The organism is Microtetraspora malaysiensis (assembly GCF_050947145.1).
GTDB classification, from domain to species: Bacteria; Actinomycetota; Actinomycetes; order Streptosporangiales; family Streptosporangiaceae; genus Microtetraspora_A; species Microtetraspora_A malaysiensis.
This window is the reverse complement of record NZ_CP191998.1, coordinates 8892315-8915154: the sequence shown is the minus strand read 5'-3', so window position 1 is coordinate 8915154 and position 22840 is coordinate 8892315. Positions and strand designations below refer to the sequence as shown.

At 71.3% G+C, this 22840-nt stretch carries 24 protein-coding genes; 10 read left to right on the top strand and 14 right to left on the bottom strand.

Annotated elements, in window-relative coordinates:
• Positions 1 to 28: 28 nt before the first annotated feature.
• A complete protein-coding gene (locus tag ACQP1V_RS41520; RefSeq protein ID WP_433417001.1) occupies positions 29 to 760 on the bottom strand; it encodes an MOSC domain-containing protein in 732 nt (243 codons plus the stop codon).
• A gap of 36 nt (positions 761 to 796) precedes the next feature.
• Complete coding sequence (gene pip, locus ACQP1V_RS41515) at positions 797 to 1759, bottom strand: prolyl aminopeptidase (protein ID WP_433416998.1); 963 nt, start codon at positions 1757 to 1759, stop codon at positions 797 to 799.
• Positions 1760 to 1917: 158 nt separating this feature from the next.
• Here pip and ACQP1V_RS41510 point away from each other — a divergent pair, with 158 nt between their 5' ends.
• Positions 1918 to 2340 (top strand): hypothetical protein, encoded by a 423-nt coding sequence (locus tag ACQP1V_RS41510; protein ID WP_387416366.1) that lies wholly within the window; start codon positions 1918 to 1920, stop codon positions 2338 to 2340.
• A gap of 17 nt (positions 2341 to 2357) precedes the next feature.
• Here ACQP1V_RS41510 and ACQP1V_RS41505 read toward each other — a convergent pair whose 3' ends face one another.
• Genes ACQP1V_RS41505 through ACQP1V_RS41485 form a run of 5 tightly spaced genes read right to left on the bottom strand, consistent with a single transcriptional unit; the run spans position 2358 to position 6478 of the window.
• On the bottom strand, positions 2358 to 2912 hold the full coding sequence (locus ACQP1V_RS41505; protein WP_433416995.1) for an AAA family ATPase: 555 nt from the start codon (positions 2910 to 2912) through the stop codon (positions 2358 to 2360).
• A 46-nt stretch (positions 2913 to 2958) separates the two neighbouring features.
• A complete protein-coding gene (locus ACQP1V_RS41500; protein ID WP_433416993.1) occupies positions 2959 to 3564 on the bottom strand; it encodes a response regulator transcription factor in 606 nt (201 codons plus the stop codon).
• Positions 3561 to 4793 carry a sensor histidine kinase gene (locus ACQP1V_RS41495; RefSeq protein ID WP_433416990.1) on the bottom strand — a complete coding sequence of 411 codons (1233 nt, stop codon included), beginning with the start codon at positions 4791 to 4793 and terminating at the stop codon, positions 3561 to 3563. The genes ACQP1V_RS41500 and ACQP1V_RS41495 overlap by 4 nt, the downstream gene beginning before the upstream one ends.
• Positions 4794 to 4817: 24 nt before the next feature.
• A complete protein-coding gene (locus ACQP1V_RS41490; RefSeq protein WP_433416988.1) occupies positions 4818 to 5585 on the bottom strand; it encodes an ABC transporter permease in 768 nt (255 codons plus the stop codon).
• On the bottom strand, positions 5585 to 6478 hold the full coding sequence (locus ACQP1V_RS41485; RefSeq protein WP_433416985.1) for an ABC transporter ATP-binding protein: 894 nt from the start codon (positions 6476 to 6478) through the stop codon (positions 5585 to 5587). Before ACQP1V_RS41485 ends, ACQP1V_RS41490 begins: the two co-directional genes overlap by 1 nt.
• A gap of 138 nt (positions 6479 to 6616) precedes the next feature.
• Between ACQP1V_RS41485 and ACQP1V_RS41480 the strand changes: the two genes are divergently transcribed.
• The 6 genes from ACQP1V_RS41480 (at position 6617) to ACQP1V_RS41455 (ending at position 13091) form a co-directional block, all read left to right on the top strand.
• The gene (locus tag ACQP1V_RS41480; protein ID WP_433416982.1) at positions 6617 to 7582 is read left to right on the top strand and encodes a TIGR03557 family F420-dependent LLM class oxidoreductase; all 966 of its coding nucleotides are present in this window, start codon (positions 6617 to 6619) and stop codon (positions 7580 to 7582) included.
• Positions 7583 to 8067: 485 nt separating this feature from the next.
• A complete protein-coding gene (locus ACQP1V_RS41475) occupies positions 8068 to 8952 on the top strand; it encodes an ABC transporter substrate-binding protein (RefSeq protein WP_433416979.1) in 885 nt (294 codons plus the stop codon).
• A complete protein-coding gene (locus ACQP1V_RS41470; RefSeq protein WP_433416976.1) occupies positions 8943 to 9872 on the top strand; it encodes an amino acid ABC transporter permease in 930 nt (309 codons plus the stop codon). Before ACQP1V_RS41475 ends, ACQP1V_RS41470 begins: the two co-directional genes overlap by 10 nt.
• The gene (locus ACQP1V_RS41465; RefSeq protein WP_387416358.1) at positions 9869 to 10645 is read left to right on the top strand and encodes an amino acid ABC transporter ATP-binding protein; all 777 of its coding nucleotides are present in this window, start codon (positions 9869 to 9871) and stop codon (positions 10643 to 10645) included. The genes ACQP1V_RS41470 and ACQP1V_RS41465 overlap by 4 nt, the downstream gene beginning before the upstream one ends.
• The gene (locus ACQP1V_RS41460; RefSeq protein WP_433416973.1) at positions 10642 to 12237 is read left to right on the top strand and encodes an N-acyl-D-amino-acid deacylase family protein; all 1596 of its coding nucleotides are present in this window, start codon (positions 10642 to 10644) and stop codon (positions 12235 to 12237) included. The genes ACQP1V_RS41465 and ACQP1V_RS41460 overlap by 4 nt, the downstream gene beginning before the upstream one ends.
• A gap of 38 nt (positions 12238 to 12275) precedes the next feature.
• A complete protein-coding gene (locus ACQP1V_RS41455) occupies positions 12276 to 13091 on the top strand; it encodes a serine hydrolase (RefSeq protein ID WP_433416970.1) in 816 nt (271 codons plus the stop codon).
• Positions 13092 to 13416: 325 nt separating this feature from the next.
• On the opposite strand, the gene ACQP1V_RS41450 is transcribed toward ACQP1V_RS41455, so the two are convergent.
• Both ACQP1V_RS41450 and ACQP1V_RS41445 read right to left on the bottom strand, forming a co-directional pair.
• Positions 13417 to 14328, bottom strand: a complete 912-nt coding sequence (locus ACQP1V_RS41450) for a LysR family transcriptional regulator (RefSeq protein ID WP_387416355.1) — start codon at positions 14326 to 14328, stop codon at positions 13417 to 13419.
• 18 nt (positions 14329 to 14346) lie between these two features.
• Positions 14347 to 15156 carry an SAM-dependent methyltransferase gene (locus ACQP1V_RS41445; protein WP_387416354.1) on the bottom strand — a complete coding sequence of 270 codons (810 nt, stop codon included), beginning with the start codon at positions 15154 to 15156 and terminating at the stop codon, positions 14347 to 14349.
• A 356-nt stretch (positions 15157 to 15512) separates the two neighbouring features.
• Here ACQP1V_RS41445 and ACQP1V_RS41440 point away from each other — a divergent pair, with 356 nt between their 5' ends.
• Together ACQP1V_RS41440 and ACQP1V_RS41435 are read left to right on the top strand one after the other, a co-directional pair.
• Positions 15513 to 16034 (top strand): COG4315 family predicted lipoprotein, encoded by a 522-nt coding sequence (locus ACQP1V_RS41440; RefSeq protein ID WP_433416966.1) that lies wholly within the window; start codon positions 15513 to 15515, stop codon positions 16032 to 16034.
• Positions 16035 to 16190: 156 nt separating this feature from the next.
• Entirely contained in the window at positions 16191 to 17252 is a 1062-nt protein-coding gene (locus ACQP1V_RS41435) for a quinone-dependent dihydroorotate dehydrogenase (protein ID WP_433416963.1), read from the top strand.
• Positions 17253 to 17382: 130 nt separating this feature from the next.
• Here ACQP1V_RS41435 and ACQP1V_RS41430 read toward each other — a convergent pair whose 3' ends face one another.
• From ACQP1V_RS41430 to ACQP1V_RS41415, 4 genes are all read right to left on the bottom strand, one after another.
• Positions 17383 to 19017, bottom strand: coding sequence for a beta-N-acetylhexosaminidase (locus tag ACQP1V_RS41430; protein ID WP_433416960.1), 1635 nt, complete (start codon positions 19015 to 19017; stop codon positions 17383 to 17385).
• Positions 19018 to 19071: 54 nt separating this feature from the next.
• Positions 19072 to 19944: an N-acetylmuramoyl-L-alanine amidase gene (locus ACQP1V_RS41425; RefSeq protein ID WP_433416958.1), complete on the bottom strand. Its 873-nt coding sequence runs from the start codon at positions 19942 to 19944 to the stop codon at positions 19072 to 19074.
• A gap of 91 nt (positions 19945 to 20035) precedes the next feature.
• Positions 20036 to 20284 carry a hypothetical protein gene (locus ACQP1V_RS41420; RefSeq protein WP_387416349.1) on the bottom strand — a complete coding sequence of 83 codons (249 nt, stop codon included), beginning with the start codon at positions 20282 to 20284 and terminating at the stop codon, positions 20036 to 20038.
• A 104-nt stretch (positions 20285 to 20388) separates the two neighbouring features.
• Positions 20389 to 21489, bottom strand: a complete 1101-nt coding sequence (locus ACQP1V_RS41415; protein ID WP_387416348.1) for a LacI family DNA-binding transcriptional regulator — start codon at positions 21487 to 21489, stop codon at positions 20389 to 20391.
• Between the two features lie 253 nt (positions 21490 to 21742).
• Here ACQP1V_RS41415 and ACQP1V_RS41410 point away from each other — a divergent pair, with 253 nt between their 5' ends.
• Positions 21743 to 22369: a TetR/AcrR family transcriptional regulator gene (locus ACQP1V_RS41410; protein ID WP_433416956.1), complete on the top strand. Its 627-nt coding sequence runs from the start codon at positions 21743 to 21745 to the stop codon at positions 22367 to 22369.
• A gap of 207 nt (positions 22370 to 22576) precedes the next feature.
• Here the strand turns inward: ACQP1V_RS41410 and bldC are convergent, their stop codons facing one another.
• A complete protein-coding gene (gene bldC, locus ACQP1V_RS41405; protein WP_013133571.1) occupies positions 22577 to 22780 on the bottom strand; it encodes a developmental transcriptional regulator BldC in 204 nt (67 codons plus the stop codon).
• Between the last annotated feature and the right edge of the window lie 60 nt (positions 22781 to 22840).

Below are 22840 nucleotides of genomic sequence, written 5' to 3'. Positions count from 1 at the left end.
GGGAACGCCACCGAATAACGGCATCGCCCTAATGCCGCACTTCCACGGGGTCCCCGGCACGCACCGTGCCGGGCCGGGTCACCCGCATGATCACGCCGAACTTGTTCTCGTGCGCCGCGATCAGGTGCTTCTGCAGCTCGGGCCAGCGCTCCCGGCCGTACGGGTCCCAGCTCGGCACGGCACAGCGGATGCACGGGCCCGCGTGGGCGCCGGTCACCTCCAGGACCGCCTCACCCACCGTGATCATCGTGCCCTCGGTGAAGGACTCCTCGGCGAACGCGGGCGCGTCGGTGGCGAGGTGGACGTTGGGGCGGAACCGCTCCAGCTCGACCTTCGCGCCGAGCTCCTCCTCCAGGCGGTGCAACGACGCCGCGAAGGTGACCAGCACCGTCGGGCCCCGATCCTGCTGGCCGTCCCCCGCCCGCAGCGACAGCGGCACGCCGTACGACTCCGCCAGCTCGGCGGGGAGACCGGGGTCGTCCCAGGCCCACGGCACGCCGCCGGGCGAGTAGAGCACCGGAGGGCCTGGCGGCTCGGGGGAGCCGTCGCAGGTGGCCGGGTAGGCCGCCTCCCACGCCAGCATCGGCGGCGACTGGCGCACGGTGAGCCGCTTGCCCGCATGCGCCGGCCGCTCGTCGATCAGCGCGTACGCGCGGTCGCCGGCCAGGCCTCGGTGGTCCAGGAGGGCGGCGGAGAGGCGCTCCCCGCGCAAGGACTTGACCGGCCAGCGGTGCAGGCCGTCCACGGTTCCCCGATACATGCCTTGATCCTAGGTCGTGTCTGACAAATCGCCAGATCAGCGGTGCCGGGCGAACCGGTCGGTGGCCTCGATGAGACGGTCCAGGATGCCCGGCTCGGTGTAGGCGTGTCCGGCGTCGTCGGCTATGTGGAGCTCCGACTCCGGCCATGCCCGGTGCAGATCCCAGGCGGTGACCGCCGGGGTGCACATGTCGTACCGCCCCTGGACGATGACGCAGGGGATGTGCCTGATCCGATCGACGTTCCGGATCAACTGCCCCTCGGTGAAGAAGCCGCCGTTCACGAAGTAGTGGCACTCGATCCTGGCGAACGCCACGGCGTAGTCGTCGTCCGCGTGCTTGGCGACGATCGAGGGATCGCGGCGCAGCGTGATGGTCGAGCCCTCCCAGACGCTCCACGCCCGTGCGGCGGGGATCCGTACGGCCGGGTCGGGATCGTTCAGCCGCCGGTCGAAGGCGGCGATGAGGTCGCCGCGCTCGTCCTCCGGGATCGGCGCGACGTAGCTCTCCCACAGGTCGGGATAGACCATCGAGGCGCCCTCCTGGTAGAACCAGCGCAGCTCGAACGGCCGCAGCGTGAAGACGCCGCGCAGCACCAGCTCGGACACCCGGTCGGGATGGGTCTGCGCGTACGCCAGGGAGAGCGCGCTGCCCCACGACCCGCCGAAGACCATCCAGCGGTCGATCCCCAGGAGTTCGCGGAGCCGCTCCATGTCGGCGACGAGGTTCCCCGTGGTGTTGTCCTCCAGCGACACCGCGGGGTCGGACGCGTGCGGGAGACTGCGCCCGCAGTTGCGCTGGTCGAACAGCACGATCCGGTACGCCTCCGGATCGAACTGGCGGCGGTGGTCGGCGGTGCAGCCGCCGCCCGGGCCTCCGTGCACCATGACGACGGGCTTGCCCTCCGGATTGCCGCAGATCTCCCAGTAGATCTGGTTGCCGCGGCCGACGTCGAGCAGGCCGGAGTCGTAGGGCTCGATCGGCGGATAAAGCGTCCTCATGAGCGGCCATCCTGCCGTACAAGGCGCGTGGAGCGGAGCACGCCGATCGCGACGGAGCCGATCGGGGGCGGGGCCGCGATGAGCGTCCCTTCGACGGATAGCCACGACCTCATCGGGTAGGGCCAACAAACCGGATAAATCACTCTTCGGGGGACAATATGCGGGTTCTCGTCCGGCCACACCAGATCCCCGTACGGCTGGCCACCGGGCTGTTCATGCTGAACTCGGGACTCAGCAAGGCGTCGGCGGACGAGGAGACCGCCGCCGCGCTGCACGGGATGGCGTCCGGGACCTATCCCTTCCTCAAGGACATGGAGCCGATGACCTTCGCCAAGCTGCTGTCCAAGAGCGAGATCGCGCTCGGCGTGGCGTTGCTGCTCCCGGTCGTCCCCTCCGTCGTCGCCGGGGCGGCGCTCACCGCGTTCGCCGGCGGGCTGGTGGGCCTCTACCTGAAGACGCCGGGCCTGCGCCAGGAAGGCAGCCTGCGGCCGACGCAGGAGGGCGTCGCCATCGCCAAGGACACCTGGCTGGTGGGCATCGGGGCGAGCCTCCTCTGCGAGGAGCTCGGCCGCCGCGACTGACCCGTACTTTTCACGGATCAGCCGATCTCGGACCTGACGAAGCGCACCCGCTCCTCCACCGAGCCGCGCGGCAGCGTGACCAGTTCGTACCCGTACTCCGTATACGCGGCGACCATGGAGGCGTACGTCCGCTCGGCCTCGTCGGGCGACTGCCTGCGCTCGCCGTCCCGGCGGTAGATCTCGGGCCAGGGCGGGGCGATGAAGACGCGCGGGTGGTACCGGAAGGTCCGCGCGGCGGCGTCCACGTGATCGGGCACCGCGCGCCCTTCGAGACGCAGATATCCCACGATGTCCGGCACTCCGCGGTCGAAGAAGACCGTCCCCGGCCGGCCGCGCGCGATCTGGTACGAGCGCAGTTCCCAGCAGAGCATCAGCTCGGCGAACAGCTCCGGGTCGCGCCAGGGCAGGGCGCGCCCGCCGATCGCGGTCTGGTCCTGGATGATCGCGCGTCCCGCCTCCTGCGACCGCGCGAACCCGGCGTGCTCAAGCCGGTCGATCAGGGTCGTCTTCCCCGAACCGGGCCCTCCGGTGATGACGACGAACTCCTCTGGACCTGCTGCCCTGACCGGCATCCGGCCGCCTCCTCGTTCTCACGTGGTGCGGCTTCCGGCCGCCCCGTCACAGCCAGCCGGCGTCCTGGGCCACCCGGATGGCGTCGATCTTGTTGCGTGCGCCGATCTTGGTGATCGCGCTGGTCAGGTAGTTGCGCACGGTGCCGGGGGAGAGGTGCAGCCGGGCCGCGATCTCCTCCGCCGCCGCCCCGTGGGCCGCCTCCCTGAGCACGGTCGCCTCCCGGGGAGTCAGCGGGCTGGCGCCGTACTCCATCGCGGACGCGACGAGCTCCGGATCCAGGACGCGCAGCCCCTGGGCCGTGCGGCGGATCGCGTCCGCCAACCGGTCGCCGGGGGCGTCCTTCACCAGGAACGCCTCGATGCCGGCCTGCAGGGCACGCCGTACCTGCCCGGGCTGGCCCATCGCGGTGAGCACCAGGATGCGGCAGGAGGGCAGGAGGCCGCGCAACTCGGCCGCGGCGGTGATGCCGTCCACGACGGGGAGGTCGATGTCGACGACCGCCACGTCCGGACGGGTGCGGAGCGCCTCGGGGACGATCTCGTCGCCCCGGGTCACCTCGGCGACCACCTCGATGTCCGATTCGAGGCGCAGCAACGCCGCCAGGGCCGCTCTGATCATATGCATGTCCTCGGCGAGCAGCACCTTGATCATCCGGTCACCTCCGGCCGGGAAAGCTCCGATGTCCCGGAACCGTCCGCCGTCCCCTGGGAGGACGCGTCGGGCACGGGGATCTCCATGACAAGCCGGAACCCGCTGTCGCCGACCCGCTCCGCGGCCATCGAGCCGCCGACCTGCTCCGCGCGTTCCCGCAGGCCCGCCAGCCCGCTGCCGCCGCCACTCCGGCCGCCGGCGGAAGCACCGCCGGCGGAAGCACCGGGGGCGGGTGGCGGGTCGCTGTCTCCCTCGACGCGGCCGTCGTTCACGACCTCAAGGCGTACGGCCCGGCCGCGCCGCGAGGTGGTGATCGAACAGGTCGTCGCGCGGCTGTGCCGTACGACGTTGGTGATCCCCTCGCGCACGCCCCAGGCCAGGGTCTCGCTCACGGCCTTCGGCCACTCGACGTCCACGAGGTTGACGTGGCAGCGGACGCCCGCGGCCGTGAGCAGCGCCACGCCCCGATCGACCTCCTGCGACAGCGACATCTCCCGGAATCCCCGGACCACCTGCCGTACATCCTGGGCGGCGTCCCTGGCGACCCGGACGAGCTCCTCCAGTTCACCGGCGGCCACGGCGGGGTCGCGCTCGACCAGCCGCCGCGCGAGATCGCCCTTCAGCGCGATGGCGGACAGGCTGTGCCCGAGGCCGTCGTGGAGATCACGTGAGATGCGCAGCCGCTCCTTCAGCACCGCCGCCTCGGCCAGGTCGGCGCGGGCCCGCTCCAGCTCCCTGGTCACGACCACGAGCCGGGTCACCGCGTAGATCACGAATCCGGTGACGAAAACGGTGATGGCGAAGTAGAACCCGGTCGCCAGGCTTCCGCCCGGCGGCACGGTGGTGAACACCCAGGCGTGTACGGCCATCGCACACGCCACGATCGGCAGGGCTACGGCGAACCGCAGGCGGAGCAGCACCGCGCCCATGAGGATCGGGACCATCGGGGAGATCCAGTAGTACCAGTCGTCGCCGAAGGCGAAGGCCGGCGCGTAGGCGGCCGCCGCCTGCACGAGGAGGGCCACCGGGAACCCCCGGAACGCATGTCCGCGCAGGGCGGCGCGAATATGGAGGTAGTGGGGGACGAAAAACCCGGCCATCCCGGCGACCATGATCCCGTCGTGCGGCAGGGAGCCGTACATCAGGACCGAGGCGATCAGGTTGATCGTGAACCCCACCGAGATCGTGCCGACCACGGCGACGGCGAGCCCCTGAGGCGTTATGCGCATGATGGGTTGATTATGGCCGGGCACCTACGAGCGGCGCGGCTCCCAGCGGAACCGGCGGCTGATCACCAGGAGCGCGATCGCCGCCCAGACGCTCAGGATCAGCAGGGGTACCGCCGCCGTCTGGAGGTCGCCGGCGAAGGTGCCGTCTGCGAAGGCCGCCCTGCCCACCTTGACCACCGCCGCAGTGGGCAGCAGGTCGAGGGCGGTCGTCAGCCAGCCGGGGAGAAGCTGGCCCATCGGTCCGAAGGCCCCGGCGCCCAGCCCGGCGATCATGAAGAACGGGATGCTCATCGGGGCGGCCACCTCGGCCCGGGGGATGACCGTGGTCCAGGCGGCCCCGAGCAGCGTGATCACGGCCGCGCCGAGCACCACGAAGACGGTGAACAGGACCGGGTCGCGCGGCGCGGAGGCCGAGGTGAGGCTCACCACCGCCACCGTCGTGACCAGCGCGATCAGCACGCTCTGGACCATGATGTTGAGCAGCTCGCCGCCGAGCACCGCGCCGTCCCCCAGCCCGGTGGCGCGCAGCCGCTTGAGGATGAGCTGGTCGCGCCGGGCGGTCAGCGATACCGCGCTCTGGTTGAATCCGCTGAGCGTCAGCACCACCGCCAGCATGCCGAGCAACTGGGCGGCCACCACCGAGGGGTCGCCCACGCGCAGCCGGTCCATCAGCACCGGCATGCCGATGCCGAGCCCCAGGGAGGTCAGCACGGTCGCGGTCAGCGCCTGCTTGTCCCGCCAGTAGATCCGGCCGCCGAGGCGGGCGACCGCCAGGGTCTCACGAGCCGTCATCACGCGTTCTCCTTGCTCGCCAGGTCGAGGAACAGGTCTTCGAGCGTCGCCGTACGGACCTCCAGGCCGCGCAGCCGCAGCCCGCGCTCACCGGCCCAGCCGAGGAGCGTCTGCGCGGCCACGTCGGGGTCGGGCACCCGGCAGATCACGGTGCCGCCCTCCACGGCCGTGGCCTCCACGGGCAGGTCGTGGATCTCCACGCCGGCGGGCAGCTCGAACGCCACCCGTCCGGTCTGCGCGGCGAGCGTCTCGGCCATGCCGCCGGCGGCCACGATGGCGCCCTTGTCCATGATCGCCATCCGGGAGGCGAGGCGCTGGGCCTCCTCCAGGTAGTGCGTGGTGAGCAGCACGGTGGTGCCGTGCGCCGCCAGATCCGTGACGACGTTCCAGGTGGCCTTGCGCGCCTCCGGGTCCATGCCCGTCGTCGGCTCGTCCAGGAAGAGCAGGTCGGGACGGCCCAGCGTGGCCAGCGCGAGGTCGAGCCGCCGCTTCTCGCCGCCGGAGAGCTGGCGCACCTTGGTGCCCGCCTTGGCGGTCAGCCCGGTCAGCTCCAGGGCCTCGGCGCGCGGCCGGGCGGCCGGGACGAGCTGCCGCCAGGAGTCCACCGTCTGCGCCACGGTCAGGTCGGGGAAGAAGCCCGCCTCCTGCAGCATGATCCCCGTGCTCTTGCGCACCTTGCTCCGGTCCTTCACCGGGTCGAGGCCGAGCACCCGTACGGTGCCGCCGTCGGGGCGCTGGAACCCGGCGAGGATCTCCAGCGTCGTGCTCTTGCCCGCGCCGTTCCTGCCGAGCAGGGCGAATATCTCGCCGCGGGCGACGGAGAAGGAGATTTCCCGGACCGCCTCGAAGTCGCCGTAGCTCTTCCTGAGCCCGTCCACCTGGATCGCTTCCATGGCTCCGATTCTTCGGAGCCGTGCCGCACGGCGGCAGTGAAAAATTCACGACTTGCCCCGGAACTGCCCCGGAACCGGTTCCGGCAAAGAGACCGTCCGCCCTGGCAAGGGCGGACGCGAGGCGGGTATCCGTGCCCCATGGTGCAAATCGGGTACACGATGATGACTGAGCAGACACCCGCCCGGCAGCTCGTCGACGACGTCGTCGCCGCCGAACGGGTCGGCTTCGATTACGCCGTCATCTCCGATCACTACTTCCCCTGGCTGGAGGAGATGGGACACGCGCCGTACGCGTGGTCGGTGCTGGGCGCGGCGGCCGTCTCGACGCGGCGGCTGCCGCTCATGACGTACGTCACCTGCCCGATCATGCGGTACCACCCGGTGGTGGTCGCGCAGAAGGCGGCCACGGTGGGCGTCCTGTCCGAAGGGCGGTTCACGCTCGGCCTGGGGGCGGGCGAGAACCTCAACGAGCACGTGATCGGCCGCGGCTGGCCGCCGGTCAACACCAGGCACGACATGTTCCGCGAGGCCATCGAGATCATCCAGGAGCTGTTCGAGGGCGGTTACACGAGCTATCGCGGGGCGCACTTCGACGTCGACTCGGCCCGCCTGTACGACCTGCCGGACCAGCCGGTGCCGATCGCCGTCGCCGCCTCGGGTGAGCAGTCCGTCGAGATCGCCGCCGAGTACGGGGACGGTCTGGTCGCCGTGGATCCGGACGCCGCGCTGGTCGCGAAGTTCTTCGCGGAGGGCGGCCGGGACAAGCCGGTCTACGGCCAGCTCCCGATCTGCTACGACACCGACCGGGACGCCGCCGTCGAGCGGGCCCACCGGCTGTGGCGCTGGTCGGTGGCGGGCTGGAAGGTGATGGCCGAGCTGCCCGCACCGGTGAACTTCGACGCGTACGCGGGGACCGTACGGCCCGAGGACGTCGCGGCGAAGGTGCCCTGCGGCGCGGACGTGGACGCGGTGGTGGAGGCGGTGCGCACGTACATGGACGCCGGGTTCACCCATGTCGCCCTGGTCCAGATCGGGCATCGGCACCAGAAGGGGTTCTTCGAATGGGCAGAGCGGGAGCTGCTGGCGACGCTGCGCCGCCTGTGAAGGGCCGTGAACGCCAGCAGGTTCGTCAGGGTGGAGACCGGGAGCAGCAGCGACGCCGTGTTGGCGAGGTGGGTGCACGCGTAAAGATGCGGGGTGGGGCGCACGCGCAGCCGTGACGTGGTGACGAGGACCACGGGGTCAGCAGCACGACGGTCGCGTCCAGGCTGAGCGCCGCCGTGACCACCGAGGCGACCGCGAAGACCCGGATCAGCAGGCCCCCGGGGCCGCGCGCCATGGATCTCCCTTCGCCGCGCGCAGGAGGACGTTGCGGGGAGCGCTCCGCCCGATCACGTGTCGAGGCCGGGACCGGGGACCTGAGAGGCTACGCGGAGCGATACCGCGGCCCGGGAGCAGGAGCGTCACGGGCACGCCGGAGGGGGGGCATCGAAGGATTCGGTGCTCAGACCCGCAAGCGTTCACGACTCTTGGGGCTGTGACACGGCATCGCCAGCATATGCTCAATCGTTCGCAAATCAGGAGGATCCATGGCAAATCGCCTATTTGTTGCCATTGCTGGCGCGCTGGTGGTGTCCGCGCTCGCGGGCGGCTGCGGGCGTTCGTCGTCGGGAACCACCGCGGGCGAGGGCGCGGCGGCGACGGCGGGCAAGTCCGCCAAGGATCTGGTGCCCGAAGCCGTGCGCAAGACCGGTGAGCTGCGGGTGGCCACGTCCGAGGGGTACCCCCCGATGGAGATGTACAAGAAGGGCACCCAGGAGCTCACCGGAGTCGACCCCGACCTCGGCGCCGCCATCGCCGAGAAGCTGGGCCTCAAGTTCACCATCACCAACGCCGCCTTCGACGGCCTCATCCCCGGCCTCCAGGGCGGCCGCTGGGACATCGTGATGTCGTCGATGAGCGACACCGAGGAACGGCGCGGCGCGGTCGACTTCGTCGACTACTTCAACGCCGGCGGCGCGATCATGGTCAAGAAGGGCAACCCCGAGGGCATCAAGACCCTCGACGACCTCTGCGGCAAGACGGTGGTCCTCGCCAAGGGCAGCTCCAACCTGGCCATCGGCGAGCGGCAGAACGAGAAGTGCGCCACCAAGATGAAGATCATGCAGAGCGAGGACGCCCCCACCGGCCTGCTCTCCCTGGACTCCGGCCGCGCGGTCGCCACGATCGTCGACTCGCCCGTCGCGCACATGTACGCGAACGACACCGGCAACTACGAGGTCCTCTCCGAGCAGTACGACGCCGGACCGTGGGGCATCGCGATCGACAAGCGCAACACCGGGCTGCGTGACGCCGTGGCCAAGGCGATGGGCGAGCTCCAGACCGACGGAGGCTACAAGGCCGTGCTCGACGAGTACGGCGTCGGCGCCAACGCCGTCCCCGAGGTCATGGTGAACACCGCCCCATGGAAGTGACCCCCACCGGGCAGATGCCGACCGGCGGTTCGCCGGTCGAACTGCCGATCAACGCGGTGCGGCCCCCGCGCCCCGGCCGCCTGATCGGGGCGGCCGTCGCGCTTTTCTTCATGGTCTGGCTCGCGTACACGGTCATCGTCAACGAGAACCTCCACTGGGACGTGATCGTCTCGTTCCTCACGGACGGCCGGATCCTCGGCGGCCTGTGGGTGACGATCCAGCTCACCGTCTTCTCCATGGCGATCGGCCTGGTCCTCGGTGTGCTCGCCGCGGTGATGCAGCTCTCCGACAACCCCGTGCTGCGCGGCACCTCCGGCCTCTACACCTGGTTCTTCCGCGGTACGCCGCTGCTGGTTCAGCTCATCTTCTGGTTCAACATCGGGCTGGTGTTCCCGAACTTCGGGATCGGCGTGCCGTTCGACGGGCCGAAGCTGATCGAGTGGCAGGCCAACGAGCTGATCACACCGTTCACGGCGGCGCTGCTCGGCCTCGCGATCAACGAGGGCGCGTACATGGCCGAGATCGTGCGGGCCGGCATCCGCTCGGTTGACCCCGGCCAGCGTGAGGCCGCCGAGGCGCTCGGCATGTCGCACCGGCAGGTGCTGATCCGGGTGGTGCTCCCGCAGGCGATGCGAGTGATCATCCCGCCGACCGGCAACCAGTTCATCTCCATGCTGAAGACCACGTCGATGGTCTCGGTGATCGCCGGGGCCGAGCTGCTGACCGTCGCCCAGCGCATCTACCTGGGCAACTTCGAGGTAATCGCCATGCTCATCGTGGCGTCGATCTGGTACGTCGTGCTCACCACGATCGCCAGCATCGGCCAGCACTTCATCGAGAAGCGGTTCGAGCGCGGCCACGCCGCGCTGGGGGCACGGGTCCGCCGCAACCTGCGGCCGTTCGCGAAGGAGCCGGCATGACGATCATGCAGGCCGAGCCGATGGTGAAGATCCGCTCGCTGCGCAAGCGGTTCGGCTCGGTGGAGGTGCTCAAGGGCATCGACCTCGACGTGCCGCACGGCCAGGTGGTGTGCGTGGTCGGCCCGTCCGGGTCGGGCAAGTCGACCCTGCTGCGCTGCGTCAACCGGATGGAGACAATCGACTCCGGCCGGGTCTGGGTGGACGGCGAGCTGATGGGCTACGCCGAGCGGGGCGACCGGCTGCACCTGCTTCCCCCGGCCGAGCTGTGCCGCCAGCGGCGCCCCATCGGCATGGTGTTCCAGCGCTTCCACCTGTTCCCGCACCGTACGGCGATCGAGAACGTCATGGAGGGCCCGGTCACCGTGCTCGGCGCGTCCCGGGCCGAGGCCCGGCGGCAGGCCACCGAGCTGCTGGAGCGGGTCGGCCTGGCCGACCGCGCCGACCACTACCCGTCCCAGCTCTCCGGCGGCCAGCAGCAGCGCGTCGCCATCGCCCGCAGCCTGGCGATGCGGCCCAAGCTGATGCTGTTCGACGAGCCGACCAGCGCGCTCGACCCCGAGCTGGTGCAGGAGGTGCTCGCGGTCATGCGCGACCTCGCCGCGAGCGGCATGACGATGATGGTCGTCACCCACGAGATGGGCTTCGCCCGCGAGGTCGGCGACCAACTCGTGTTCGTCGACGGTGGTGTGATCGTGGAGCAGGGAGACCCCCGCGAGGTCCTCGCCGCACCCAAGAACGACCGTTTCCGCACCTTCCTTGGGCAGGTCCTGTGAGCCGATTCGATCTCCTGATCCGCGGCGGTCTCGTGTTCGACGGCACGGGACGTCCCGGCCGCGAGGCGGACGTCGCCGCCGACGGCGGACGGCTGACCGTGCTGCCGCCCGGCGCCGCGGCGGACGCCGCCGAGGTGATCGACGCCCGCGGCCGGGCCGTCGCGCCCGGGTTCATCGACGTTCACACCCACTCCGACGGCGTGGCCCTGCTCCGCCAGGACGACCGCGAGCTGGTGCGCGCCGCGGTGATCCAGGGCGTGACCACGGAGATCGCCGGCAACTGCGGTTCCGGCCTGTTCCCGGCGCTGTCCGAGCGGGTGGACGCGATGCGGGCGGACACCCGGGTGACCTTCGGCGGCGACGTCGGCATGTACCAGGACTTCACGGGCTTCGCCGAGGCGCACGCCCGGGTGCCGAGGGCCAACCACCTGGCCTCGCTCGTCGGCCACGGCACCCTCCGCTCCGGAGTGCTCGGCCCCGTGGACCGGCCGGCGACCCCCACCGAGCTGGCCGCGATGTGCGATCTGCTCGACCGCGCCCTGTCCCAAGGCGCCGCCGGGCTCTCCACCGGCCTGATCTACACCCCGGGCACGTACGCGAGCACCGACGAGGTGGTGGCCCTCGCCGCCGTCGCCGCCCGGCACGGCAAGCCGTACGTCACCCACCTGCGCGACGAGATGTCCCGCGTGGAGGAGGCGCTGGAGGAGGCCGTCGAGATCGCCCGCCGCAGCGGCGCGCCGCTGCACGTCTCCCACCACAAGACGGCCGGCCGGTACGCCTGGGGCCGTACGGAGCGCACCCTGCCGAGGATCGCCGAGCTGCGGGCCGGCGGCATGGACGTGACCTGTGACGTGTACCCGTACACGGCGGGCAGCACGGCGCTGGCCGCGATGCTCCCGCCGTGGGCCAACGACGGCGGCCTGGCCGCGCTCACCCGCCGGCTGGGCAGCCCCGAAGAGCGGGACCGGATGCGCCGCGCCATCGCCGAGGGCGTGCCCGGCTGGGAGAACACGGTCGGCAACGGCGGCTGGGACCGCATCTCGGTCGCCTGCGCGCCGCGCAACCCGCAGACCGAGGGCAGGACCGTCGCGGAGCTGGCCGCCGCCGCGGCGGCCGACCCCCTCGACGTGGTCGCGGAGCTCCTCCTGTCCGAGGGCGGCGAGGTGACGATCATCAGCCACTCGATGATCGAGGACGACGTGCGCCGGGTGCTGGCCGCGCCGTACGCGATGATCGGTTCGGACGGCGTACCCAAGCCGGGCGGCCGGCCGCACCCGCGCTGGGCGGGAACGTTCCCGCGCGTTCTCGGACACTACGTCCGCGAGCTCGGGCTTCTCACGCTGGAGAGCGCGGTGCACAAGATGACCGGGATGGCGGCGGCCAGGTTCGGGCTCGCCGGGCGCGGTGTGATCCGCGATGGCGCGCACGCCGACCTGGTGGTCTTCGACCCGGACACGGTGGCGGACGGCGCGACCTTCACCGATCCGCTGCTGCCGCCCTCGGGCGTGGAAGCGGTCGTCGTGGGCGGCTCGGTCGTCGCCCGCGAGGGCGTGGAGACCGGCGCGCGGCCGGGCACGGTGCTGGCGCTGTGACGGTGGAGCGGAAATTGACCAGTGGGATTGATGAGGCCATGACGGTTGACGAGCGGATGCGGGCGGCGGCCGCCCGGGTCGAGGAGGTCGCCGCGTCCTGCCCCGGGACGCTCGCCGCCTGCGTGCCCGGCCTGATCGGTGTGAACGAGGACGTCGAGCTGCCGCTCGCCAGCACCGGCAAGCTGCTGCTGCTCGCCGCGGTCGCCCAAGGGGTGACCGGCGGCGAGCTCGACCCCGGCGAGCCGGTCGAGCTGGCCGAGGACGACTACGCGGCCGGATCCGGGCTGCTGATCGGTCTGTCCGCCCGGACCTGGACGATCGGGGACCTGGCGCTGCTCACCGCGTCGGTCAGCGACAACACCGCCACGAACGCGCTGCTGCGGCGGCTCGGCCTGGACCGGGTCGCCACGGTCGCGGCCGGGCTCGGGCTGGCCAGGACCCGGATCCTGGACCGGATCAGGGAGCCGCGGCTGCCCGTCCATCCCCCGACCTTCGCTCTCGGCACCGCCCAGGAGCTGGCCACCCTCGCCGCCTCCCTCGACGGTCCGGAGCCGTGGAAGCGCCTGATGCTCGGCTGGATGGCGTACAACACGGACCGCGGCCTGGTGCCCGCGCTCCTGCCGCACGAGCCCGAGGACCGGGAGATCCGCGCGGCCATGCCGTACCCGGAGGTGTGGGTGGCCAACAAGACGGGCACCGACGCGGGGACCCGAGCCGACGTGGGCCTGCTCGTCGGGACCCGCCGGGTGGGGTACGCCGTGCTGGCGCACGGACCGGAGGGCGGCGATCACGACCTGGTCCTGGCCATCCGCGAAGTGGGCCGCGCCGTCGCCGCCCTCGTCCACTGTCTCTGATTGCGCTCGCTCCGCTCGCGCGGGCTCGGGGCGCCCTCAGTCGATGTCTTCCCTCGTCACTCGGAGTCGCTGTGCTTAATTGCCGCGCTCCGCTCGGCGGTTCGGGGCGCCCGAAGTCGGCTCGTGCCCTCCTCGCTCGGGGCTCGTACCTCGCCCACTCGCTCGTCGGTTACTTCACCGCCGCGCCCCTCACGTCCCTCGCTCCCCACTCGTTCCTCAGTCCAGACACCGCCGCGCCCCGAGCGTGATGGTTGGGCACCGTAATGATGATGGTGCTCGCGCGGCTCGGGGCTGTGTCTGACTGCGCTCGCGTGGCTCGGGTCGGTTAACGCAGGGCGATGCGCATCCGGGACGAGGCGTCGCGGAGGTAGTCCAGGAAGGAGCGGAGCGCCGGGTTGGGGTTGGTCGGCCGGGACGCGGCGCCGATCCTCCGGTAGAGCTTGGGCGCGTCCACCTGGCACACCTGGATGCCGCTCGCGCCGTGCGCGCCCAGGGACGGCACCAACGCCACTCCCAGCCCGGCCCGCACCAGGCCGAGAGTCACCTCGTAGTGGTCGCTGCGGCACCGGATGGTCGGGCTGAACCCCTCCAGCGCGCTGGCGCGTTCCAGAACCGACACCGGCGTGTCCGTGCCGTACGTGGTGATCCACGGCTCGTCGGCCAGGTCGGCGAGCCGCACCCGGGGGCGCTGCCCGGCCGGGTGCCCGAGCGGCAGCACGAGCAGTTGCGGCTCGTCGAACAGGTGGGTGACCTCCACGCCCTTCGGCGGCTTCCACGGGTCGAGCGCGTGCTCGAAGACGACGAGCACGTCCAGGGCGCCCCGCTCCACGTCCGGCAGCAGATCATGCGGCTGTCCGAGGACGAGGTCCAGCTCGACGGCGGGATGCCGGGCGGTGAAGGTGGACAACGCGAGCGGCAGCAGCCGGTAGCCCGCCGAGGCGAAGAACCCGATGCGGAGCTGCCCGGCGTCGGCCCGCGCCTGGGCGAGCAGGTCCTTCTCCGCGGCTTCGATCAGGTCGAGCACCTCGTGCGCCCGGGTGGCGAGCCGCCGCCCGGCCGCGGTGAGCCGCAGGCTGTGCGCCGCGCGCTCCACCAGCCCCACCCCGGCCTCCTCCTCCAGCCGGGAGAGCTGGTGGGAGACGGCGGAGGGGGAGAGTCGCAGATTACGCGCGGCTCCGGCGATGCTCCCCGTCCTGAAGACCTCGAGAAGCACCCTCAGGCGGTGGCTGCTCAGCATTCACCCAGTATCGGTGCATCACCGGAGCAGACCGACCCCGCTGAAGCCGTCGACGCCGGGGAGCTTGGGCAGCTCGGGCTCGCCCGCCTCGGGACGCCAGTCGCCGGTGGAGACCAGACCCGGCTCCACCAGCTCGAAGCCGTCGAAGAAGCGCAGGATCTGCGTCCTGGTCCGGGGCGTGGCGTTGCCCGCCGAGGTCCGCGCGTACAGCTCGCGGCCCTCGCGCAGCGCGTCGTCGTCGAGGTCGCCGAACGAGAGGTGGCTGATGACCATCGCGCTTCCGGGGGCGAGCCGGTCGCGCAGCGTCCTGACCACCCGCTCGGCGAGGTCGTCCTCCGGGATGAAGTGCAGTACGGCGAGCATGAGCAGCCCGACCGGCCGGTCCAGGTCGAGGTGCCCGGTGACCCGCGGATCGCCGAGGATGGCCGCGGGATCCCGCAGGTCGCCGTCCATGACGATGGTCCGGGAGTTGTCCGCCAGCAGGGCGCGCCCGTGGGCCAGCACGATGGGGTCGTTGTCGACGTACACGACACGGGAGTCCGGGGCGGCGCGCAGCGCCACCTGGTGCACGTTCTCCTGTGTGGGCAGCCCGGCGCCGATGTCCAGGAACTGGCGGATCCCGGTCCCGGCCAGGAACTCCACCGCGCGGCTCAGGAAGCGCCGGTTGGCCTGCACGCCCTCCCGCACGTTCGGGGTGAGGGCGATGACCTTCTCGGCCGCTGCCCGGTCGGCGGCGAAATTGTCCTTTCCGCCCAGGAGGTAGTCATAGATCCGCGCCACGCTTGGAATGGCCGGATCGACCCCCGGGGGCGCCTGTTCCGTGGTCATCGGTCCCGCCTCGCTCTGGTTCGATCGTGTTCAGGGACGCTAGCCGATTGCCGTGCGGTATGCGATTAAACCCCCATATCGTTATATTTCGCGCAGTTCGGGGCGTGTTCCGGCCTTCTCGTGCCCCCCCGCGTGCCCCCCGCGTCCGACCGGTGCGCCGGGAAATGTGACCTGCCGGAAATGCCCGTCCTGTACGGCCAAGCACCACCGATTCGGCGCGCCCTGGGGAATGGGCGCGACCGCAAATTCAAAAGACTTGTAAAGGCATCTCTCAGTACTTCGTGTCTCGCCTGTGGAAAGGCTCCATGGCGTGTCTCCTAGATAGCCGTATTCGCCTACAGCCTTGGAGGCCGAACATGAAGAAACTGCTTTGCGTCGGTGCGCTCGCGCTCGGCGTTCTGGCGACCGGCTGCGGAACCGGCACCGACACCAGCGGAGCCAGCCCCGTCGCCGGTGAGGAGACCTCGCCCGGCGAGATGGCTCCCTCGGGGATGATGACGCCGATGCCCGTCGAGACCGGCCCCGCCAAGCTCTCGGTCATGCCGGCGAGCATCGGCAAGATCCTCGTCGGCAGCAACCAGCACACGGTCTACCTCTTCGAGAAGGACAAGAACGGCAAGTCGTCCTGCACGGACGCCTGCGCGGAGGCCTGGCCTCCGGTCCTCACCGAGGGCAAGCCCGAGGCGGGCGAGGGCATCAAGGCGAACCTCCTCGGCACCCACAAGCGCCCCGACGGCAAGATGCAGGTGACGTACAACAAGCACCCGCTGTACTACTTCATCAAGGACGAGAAGCCCGGCGACACCAAGGGCCAGAAGCTCAAGGACTTCGGCGCCGAGTGGTACGCGGTGGGACCGGACGGCAAGAAGGTGGGCTAGCGCCTCGGTTCCGAGGTTCCGGCTCCACCGGACACTCGTCGCCCCGGGCTCACCGGCCCGGGCGACGAGCTCTCCGGCCGTCGCGGGAAGCGGCGCCTGGTCCCGCCGGTCCGCCCGGCGACCGGCGCTCGGGGGCGAACCGCTACCCTGACCGTGATGTATCGATTCGTGTTCACGCAGGTCCTGAGCCGCCTCGACGCGGAGGACATCCACCATTGGACGATCAGGGCGCTCCGCCTGCTGGCGGTCCTCCCGGTCGCCAAGCGGGTGCTGCACCGGCGGCTGGCCCCCCGTGACGAGGCGCTCCGCGTCCGCGCCTTCGGAGTGCACTTCCCCGGCCCCTTCGGCCTGGCCGCCGGGTTCGACAAGAACGCCGAGTGCTTCGAGGCGCTCGCGGCCTTCGGGTTCAGCCACGTCGAGGTGGGGACCATCACCGCGCGGCCCCAGCCGGGGAACCCGCGGCCCCGCCTGTTCCGGCTGACGAAGAACCGCGCGATCATCAACAGGATGGGCTTCAACAACTCGGGAGCCCGCGCCGCCGCGGCCCGGCTGCGCCGTCCTCGCGCGGTCCCCGCCGTCGTCGGGGTGAACATCGGCAAGACCAAGGTGGTGCCCGAGGAGCGGGCCGCCGAGGACTACATGGCCAGCGCCAGGGAGCTCGCGCCTCTCGCGGACTACCTGGTCGTCAACGTCAGCTCGCCCAACACCCCCGGGCTGCGCAACCTGCAGGCCGTCGAGCTGCTCCGCCCCCTCCTTGCGAGCGTCCAGAGCGTGGCGGGCCGCACACCGTTGCTGGTCAAGATCGCGCCCGACCTCGCGGACGATGACGTGGACGCGGTCGCCGACCTGGCCGTCGAGCTGGGTCTGTCCGGCATCATCGCCACCAACACCACGATCGGGCGGCCCGGCGTCGTGAGCGACGAGGCGGGCGGGTTGTCCGGCCGCCCGCTCAAGGCCCGGTCGCTTGAGGTGCTGCGCCGGCTGCACGCCCGGGTGGGCGACCGGCTGACCCTGGTCTCCGTCGGCGGCGTCGAGGATCTCGACGACGTGTGGGAGCGCATCCTGGCCGGCGCGACCCTCGTCCAGGGATACACCGGCATGATCTACGCCGGTCCGCTGTGGGCCTCGCGCATCCACCGCGGGCTCTCCCGGAGGCTCCGGCGGCACGGCTACCGCTCGATCTCCGAGGTCGTCGGAGCGGCCGACCGCCTCGCCTGACGAGCGCTCCCTACGCGCGACGACGCCCCCGCGTCCTGAAGCAACGGGACGCGGGCCGTTCGTCGCGGAGAAGTCACCGCGCAAAGGGGCGGCCGGGGCCGATCACCCGTGACGACCCCGGCGGCCGCGGTCACATGCTGGGCCGGGTGGAGTCCGCCGTGAGGGTCATCTCGTCCACGCGCCGCATGACCTCCTGGATGTCGATGACACCCGGACGGTGCCGCCTGGCCCCGCCGCCCCGCTGCCACGGCCGCGGCCCGGCAAGCGGGCGGTACTCCACTCCGAAGGCGTCCAGCCGTTCGAGATGGCGGGTGAGCCGCTCGGTGAACTCCGGCCGGGCCGGGCCTCCCGTCCAGCTCACCTCGGCGGCGGCGCAGCCGCGCGGCCAGGCGCGGTAGTCCAGCGTCCGGCCGTCGGGGATGCGCTCGCTCCAGAGCTGGAACTGCAGGCCGGTGACCCGGGCGCGCTCCGCGTCCGCCCACGTCGCGGGGGCGGGCTCGAACGCCGCCACGTCCGCGACCGTGATGGTCTCGCCGATCGCCAGCGGCTCCTCGGCCGAGGCCGCCTCGCCGTAGTCGAAGTAGAGCGGGAAGACCGGGGTCGCCACCACCTCGTGCCCGGCGGCGGCCGCGCGGCGGCCCACCGCGGCGCCGCGCCACGGCATGACGATCGTGTCCTCGCGCAGCATCCCGCTGACGAACGCCTCGTCCCAGACGACCGCCCGTGTGCCGCGCTCGGCGAGCAGGTCGGCCAGCCGGCGCAGGAACCAGGCGTGCAGGTCGCCGGGCGAGTCCAGACCCAGCTCCGCCCGGTACGCCCTGATCTCGGCGGATGCCTCCCACGCGTCCAGCACGCACTCGTCCCCGCCGATGTGCAGGTACGGCACCTCGCCCAGCGCCTCGATGATCTCGTCGAAGACGGCGGCCAGGAAGTCCACGGTGCCCGGCAGCGGCGCGAGGATCGCGGGGGAGATGCCCCAGCGGTCCAGCACGTGGTGCCGCTCGCCCGGGGTCGCCCCCAGCGACGGGTACGCCGCGAGGATCGCCGAGGCGTGACCCGGCACGTCGATCTCGGGGACGACGGTCACCGCCCTCGCCCGCGCGTACGCGCCGATCTCGGCGAGGTCGCGGAGCGTGTAGTAGCCGCCGTGCGGCACCCCGTCGTAGGTCGGTTCCTCGTGGTAGAAACTGGTGATCGTCTGGGTCCGGTGCGAGCCGACCTCGTGCAGCAGCGGGTACGCCCTGCTCTCCAGCCGCCATCCCTGGTCGTCGGCCAGGTGCAGGTGGAGCCGGTTCAGCTTGTGCAGCGCGAGCAGGTCGATCATCCGCAGCACCTCCCGCTTCGGCAGGAAGTTCCGGGACACGTCGAGATGCGCGCCGCGCCAGGAGAACGCGGGGGAGTCCTCGACCCGCCCGCAGGACACCCGCCACTCGGTCCCCGGGAGCGCGACCGACCGGAACGCCTCCACCGGGAGTAGTTGCCGAAGCGTCTGCCCCGCGTAGAACGCCCCCGCCGCGTCCCCGGCCGCGATCAGCACCTCGTTCTCGCCGATCGTGAGCGTGTACGCCTCGGGTCCCAGGGCCGGGTCCCGGGTCACCCGCACCCGCGCGGACGCGTCGTCCCCGCGCCCGAGGTCGAGGACGGCGAGCGCGAGCCGTACGGGATCGACCAGGTCGGTGGGGCCCGACACGGCGGTGCCGGGCGTGAAGGCGAACGATCCCGGCGCACTCTCGGCCAGCCGTGGGCGAGGAATGAGGTGATCCATGGCTGAATCATGTCAAATCGCTCACTCCGCGCCCACGGGCCAGAGCCGACCGGATCAGGACACGTAGGTCGTGATGCCCTTCGCCAGCGCCGCCGCCGCCTTCTGGCGGAACTGCGGGTTCTTCATCTTGGCCGCGTCACCCGCGTTGCGCATGTTCCCGACCTCGATGAAGACCTTCGGCACGCTGGAGAGGTTCAACCCGCCGAGGTCGTTCCTGAAGTCCAGCGCGTTCTTCCCGATGTAGGTCGAGTACGGCTGGCCGGTCCCCGAGCGGAACGCGTTCCGGACCGCGATGCCCAGCCTCCGCGAGTCGTCCACCACCGGGTCCACCGGGCCGTTGATCTTCTTTGGCATGATGATGTGGAAGCCGTGCGCGCTCGCCGGGGCCCCGTCGCCGTGGATCGAGATCACGGCGTCCGCCTTGGCCTTGTTGCCGATCGCCGCCCGCTCTGTGATGCACGGGCCGACGCCGCTGTTGCCGTCGCGGGTGAGCTTGACCGTCGCGCCCTCCGCCCGCAGCAGCTTGGCCAGCCGGGTCGAGACGTCCCAGGTGAAGGCGGCCTCGGTGTACCCGCTGTTGGTCTCGGTGCCGGTCGTGTCACACGGCTTGCGCTTGGTGAGGACGTTCACCGGCTTGTTGATGACCTCGGGATGCTTGAAGTTGCCGCCGTTGTGCCCGGGATCGACGACGATGACCTTGCCTGCGAGCGGCTTCCCGACCGGGCCGGTCGGCGCCGTGGTCGCCCGCTCGGAGATCTTCCCCGTGCCGGCCGCGGCCGTGCGGCTCTGCGGCGCGGCGGGTGCCGAGGCGGCGACCTGACCGGTGGTCGCTCCGCCTGCGACGGCCTGACCCGCCGTGCCACCGCACGCGGCGACTCCCAGCCCGGAGGAGGCAAGAATCGTGGCGATGAGTGGTCGTCTGATCACGCTGAGATCCCTTCGCAGAAGTCAGCTCACCAACCTACGCGAGCTGTCCACGTGATCAGACCGTTATGTCGGCGATGCGCGGTAGATGAGGTCACCAAGCAGGTTCGGCGATCTCCTGCTTCTCGAGAAGGGCGGCCAGATCACGGGCGTCCTCGGCGTCCAGACCGAGGACCACCCGGGGCCGCCCCCACGGATGGTCGATCGAGTGGGCGACGTAACTGGCGACCGACTCCCCGCCGACCTCGCCGCTCCGCCCTCGCGTCTCCAGCCAGTGCGCCCAGGCCCGCTCCAGTTCGGCGGCGGCCCGCTGCGCGCAGGAGACCAGTTCCGGGTCACGCATGAATCCCCCCGTTGTCGCTGTGGCCGCCCACCGAGCGACCCGCCGGGGGTCGGCGTCTTGCCCCGAGTCAACACCCTCGACGAGCGGACGCCGCGCCGGTTGACCTAGCTTTGGGCATCGCTTGGAGCGGGCCCGGTGCTGTGTCGTACGACGATCTGCGGCGTGACCTCGCGCAACCGGCCGGACTTCCCCGGCTCGGTGATGCGCTGGCTGAGCAGGGCGGCCGCCGACCGGCCCATCGCCCGGCGCGGCTGGTCGACGCTGGTCAGCGACACGTGGTTGACCGCGGCCAGATGGGTGTTGTCGTAACCGATGACGGACAGGTCCTCGGGCACCCGCAGGCCCAACTCATTCGCGGCGGTGAGCACGCCCATCGCGACGATGTCGTTGGCGGCGAAGATCGCGGTCGGCCTCGGCTGCCGCTCCAGCAGCGCCCTGGCGGCCCGCCGTCCGCCTTCCTCGGTGAAGTCGCCGTGCTCCACCATGATGTACGGCGCGAGCGCGTGGCGGCGCATGGCCACCAGGTAGCCCTCGCAGCGACATCTGGCCGCCGACGACGGCGCCCCCTCGATGTGCGCGATGCGGCGGTGGCCCAGCTCGACCAGATGGTCGACCGCGAGTCGGGCGCCGAGCTGGTCGTCGTCCACCACGATGTCGACGCCGTCGAGATCGACGTCGCGCTCGCCCACCACCACGGTCGGTGTGTAGGCGGCGGCCTCGGCGAGTGTGTGGCTGGACGGGGCGACCCCCAGCAGGACCAGGCCGTCCACGCGGAGTTCGAGGAACGCCTCCACGGCCTCGTCCTCGAACGCCGGGTCCCAGCGGCCGCTGCCGATCAGCAGCCGCAGGCCGTCGCCGTGCAGGCTCTCCTGCAGGCCGTCGAGGCACTCCGCGTAGAACGGGTTGTGCAGGTCGGCGACGAGCGCGCCGACGAGGTGGGTACGGCCCTCGACCAGGCTGCGCGCCACCGCGTTCGGCCGGTAGCCCAGCTCTCTGGCGGCCTGTAACACCGCCTCCCTCCGATGTTCGCTCACGTGCGGCGATCCCCGGAGCACGAGCGACACCAGCGACTTCGAGACGCCGGCACGCTCGGCCACGTTTCGGATCGTCGGCCGTGGCCGCGGGCCGAAGCCATCGGGCAGACCCGCGGCGGGCGCGGACACGACGGCGTGCCGGGCGGTGGTCTGTATGGACGGTCCTGACATGGTTCTCCCCACACGATGCGCGGACGTGCACCTGTCTGACCAAACGATCGAGAAGCCGTAAGGGTACGGGTTTCTCTCGGCAACGCCCGTATTTGCCGGGTTATCCGCCTCGAAGGCGCGGGCACGAGCCGCTCCCCGGCGGGCATACGCCGAGCATGATCAAATCCTGCGAGGGTTCCGATCGTGCTCCGCTAGTCTGCGGTGTGTGGGCGCGATATCCCGGGCGGAAAGCGACAGGAAGACCCTGGACAGGGTGGCCGTGCGACCGGTGCGCCGCCGGCTCAGCGTCGATCGGCGTCGCGAGGAGCTGATCACCGCGGCGCTGGAGCTGTTCAGCAGGCGCGAGGCCGAGGACGTCTCGATCGACGACGTGGCCACCGCCGCTGGGGCCTCGCGAGCGCTCGTCTATCACTACTTCGGCGGCAAACAGGAGCTCTACCTCGCCTCGCTGCGCAGTGCGGCGGAGGAGCTCGAGGCCCGGCTTCGCCCCGAGGGCGCCGGGCGGCCGGTGGAACGGCTCTCCCAGGCGCTCAGCCGATATTTCGACTTCGTCGAGGAGCACGCCGCCGGTTTCGCGGCGCTGCTCAAGGGAGGCCCGGCCAACCGGGCGGGCGAGGTGGGCGAGATCGTCGAGCACGTACGGCGGCGCCTGCTCCGGATGATCATCGACGAGATGCGGGTCGCCGATCCCGGCCCGGTGCTGCGGATCACGCTCAGATCGTGGATCGCCTCGGTGGAGACCGCGGCCCTCGACTGGCTGGAGCATCGCGACATGGAGCGGTCGGAGCTGGAACGCATGCTGGTCGACCACATGATCGCGCTGCTGGAGGTCGCCGGGCGGCACGACCACCGCGTACGGGAGATCGTCACGGTCGAGTAGGCGTCCTGATCGGGACGGAAACCACCTCGGGGGGACGGTGGCGCCGGGAGGGCGGCGCCTACGGCACCTCCCGTGGCCCGTAGCGGCCACGGGCGTGCGGTGCCGTGTGATGGACGCGCTCACATCGCTGGTGTCCTTGACGCGAGCGCGCCGTCTCCCCTTGACCGGCGGACGACCTTCCCTCAGACCGGTGGACGACGCCCGGACCTACTCGGAGCGCTGCTGCGGAATCCCCGCCAGCAGCGCCCGGACCTCGGTCTCCCGGTAGCGGCGATGCCCACCCAGAGTGCGGATGGACGTCAACTTGCCCGCCTTCGCCCACCGAGTGACGGTCTTGGGGTCGACGCGGAACATGGTGGCGACCTCCGCCGGTGTGAGCAGTGGCTCGGCCTCGGGTGTACGAGCTGACATGTGTGCGGCCTCTCCTCCGTTGGACCGGCGACAGCGATCCTGCGACTTGTCCTGGCGCTT

Excerpts from the sequence above, each read along its gene's own strand:
- ACQP1V_RS41495 (WP_433416990.1), bottom strand. The coding sequence starts at position 4,793 with ATGCGCATAACGCCTCAGGGGCTCGCCGTCGCCGTGGTCGGCACGATC.
- ACQP1V_RS41445 (WP_387416354.1), bottom strand. The coding sequence starts at position 15,156 with ATGACCACGGAACAGGCGCCCCCGGGGGTCGATCCGGCCATTCCAAGC.
- ACQP1V_RS41470 (WP_433416976.1), top strand. The coding sequence starts at position 8,943 with ATGGAAGTGACCCCCACCGGGCAGATGCCGACCGGCGGTTCGCCGGTC.
- ACQP1V_RS41500 (WP_433416993.1), bottom strand. The coding sequence starts at position 3,564 with ATGATCAAGGTGCTGCTCGCCGAGGACATGCATATGATCAGAGCGGCC.
- ACQP1V_RS41415 (WP_387416348.1), bottom strand. The coding sequence starts at position 21,489 with ATGTCAGGACCGTCCATACAGACCACCGCCCGGCACGCCGTCGTGTCC.
- ACQP1V_RS41455 (WP_433416970.1), top strand. The coding sequence starts at position 12,276 with ATGACGGTTGACGAGCGGATGCGGGCGGCGGCCGCCCGGGTCGAGGAG.
- ACQP1V_RS41450 (WP_387416355.1), bottom strand. The coding sequence starts at position 14,328 with ATGCTGAGCAGCCACCGCCTGAGGGTGCTTCTCGAGGTCTTCAGGACG.
- ACQP1V_RS41465 (WP_387416358.1), top strand. The coding sequence starts at position 9,869 with ATGACGATCATGCAGGCCGAGCCGATGGTGAAGATCCGCTCGCTGCGC.
- ACQP1V_RS41420 (WP_387416349.1), bottom strand. The coding sequence starts at position 20,284 with ATGCGTGACCCGGAACTGGTCTCCTGCGCGCAGCGGGCCGCCGCCGAA.
- ACQP1V_RS41505 (WP_433416995.1), bottom strand. The coding sequence starts at position 2,912 with ATGCCGGTCAGGGCAGCAGGTCCAGAGGAGTTCGTCGTCATCACCGGA.
- ACQP1V_RS41440 (WP_433416966.1), top strand. The coding sequence starts at position 15,513 with ATGAAGAAACTGCTTTGCGTCGGTGCGCTCGCGCTCGGCGTTCTGGCG.
- ACQP1V_RS41520 (WP_433417001.1), bottom strand. The coding sequence starts at position 760 with ATGTATCGGGGAACCGTGGACGGCCTGCACCGCTGGCCGGTCAAGTCC.
- ACQP1V_RS41490 (WP_433416988.1), bottom strand. The coding sequence starts at position 5,585 with ATGACGGCTCGTGAGACCCTGGCGGTCGCCCGCCTCGGCGGCCGGATC.
- pip (WP_433416998.1), bottom strand. The coding sequence starts at position 1,759 with ATGAGGACGCTTTATCCGCCGATCGAGCCCTACGACTCCGGCCTGCTC.
- ACQP1V_RS41430 (WP_433416960.1), bottom strand. The coding sequence starts at position 19,017 with ATGGATCACCTCATTCCTCGCCCACGGCTGGCCGAGAGTGCGCCGGGA.
- ACQP1V_RS41475 (WP_433416979.1), top strand. The coding sequence starts at position 8,068 with ATGGCAAATCGCCTATTTGTTGCCATTGCTGGCGCGCTGGTGGTGTCC.
- ACQP1V_RS41435 (WP_433416963.1), top strand. The coding sequence starts at position 16,191 with ATGTATCGATTCGTGTTCACGCAGGTCCTGAGCCGCCTCGACGCGGAG.
- ACQP1V_RS41510 (WP_387416366.1), top strand. The coding sequence starts at position 1,918 with ATGCGGGTTCTCGTCCGGCCACACCAGATCCCCGTACGGCTGGCCACC.
- bldC (WP_013133571.1), bottom strand. The coding sequence starts at position 22,780 with ATGTCAGCTCGTACACCCGAGGCCGAGCCACTGCTCACACCGGCGGAG.
- ACQP1V_RS41485 (WP_433416985.1), bottom strand. The coding sequence starts at position 6,478 with ATGGAAGCGATCCAGGTGGACGGGCTCAGGAAGAGCTACGGCGACTTC.
- ACQP1V_RS41480 (WP_433416982.1), top strand. The coding sequence starts at position 6,617 with ATGGTGCAAATCGGGTACACGATGATGACTGAGCAGACACCCGCCCGG.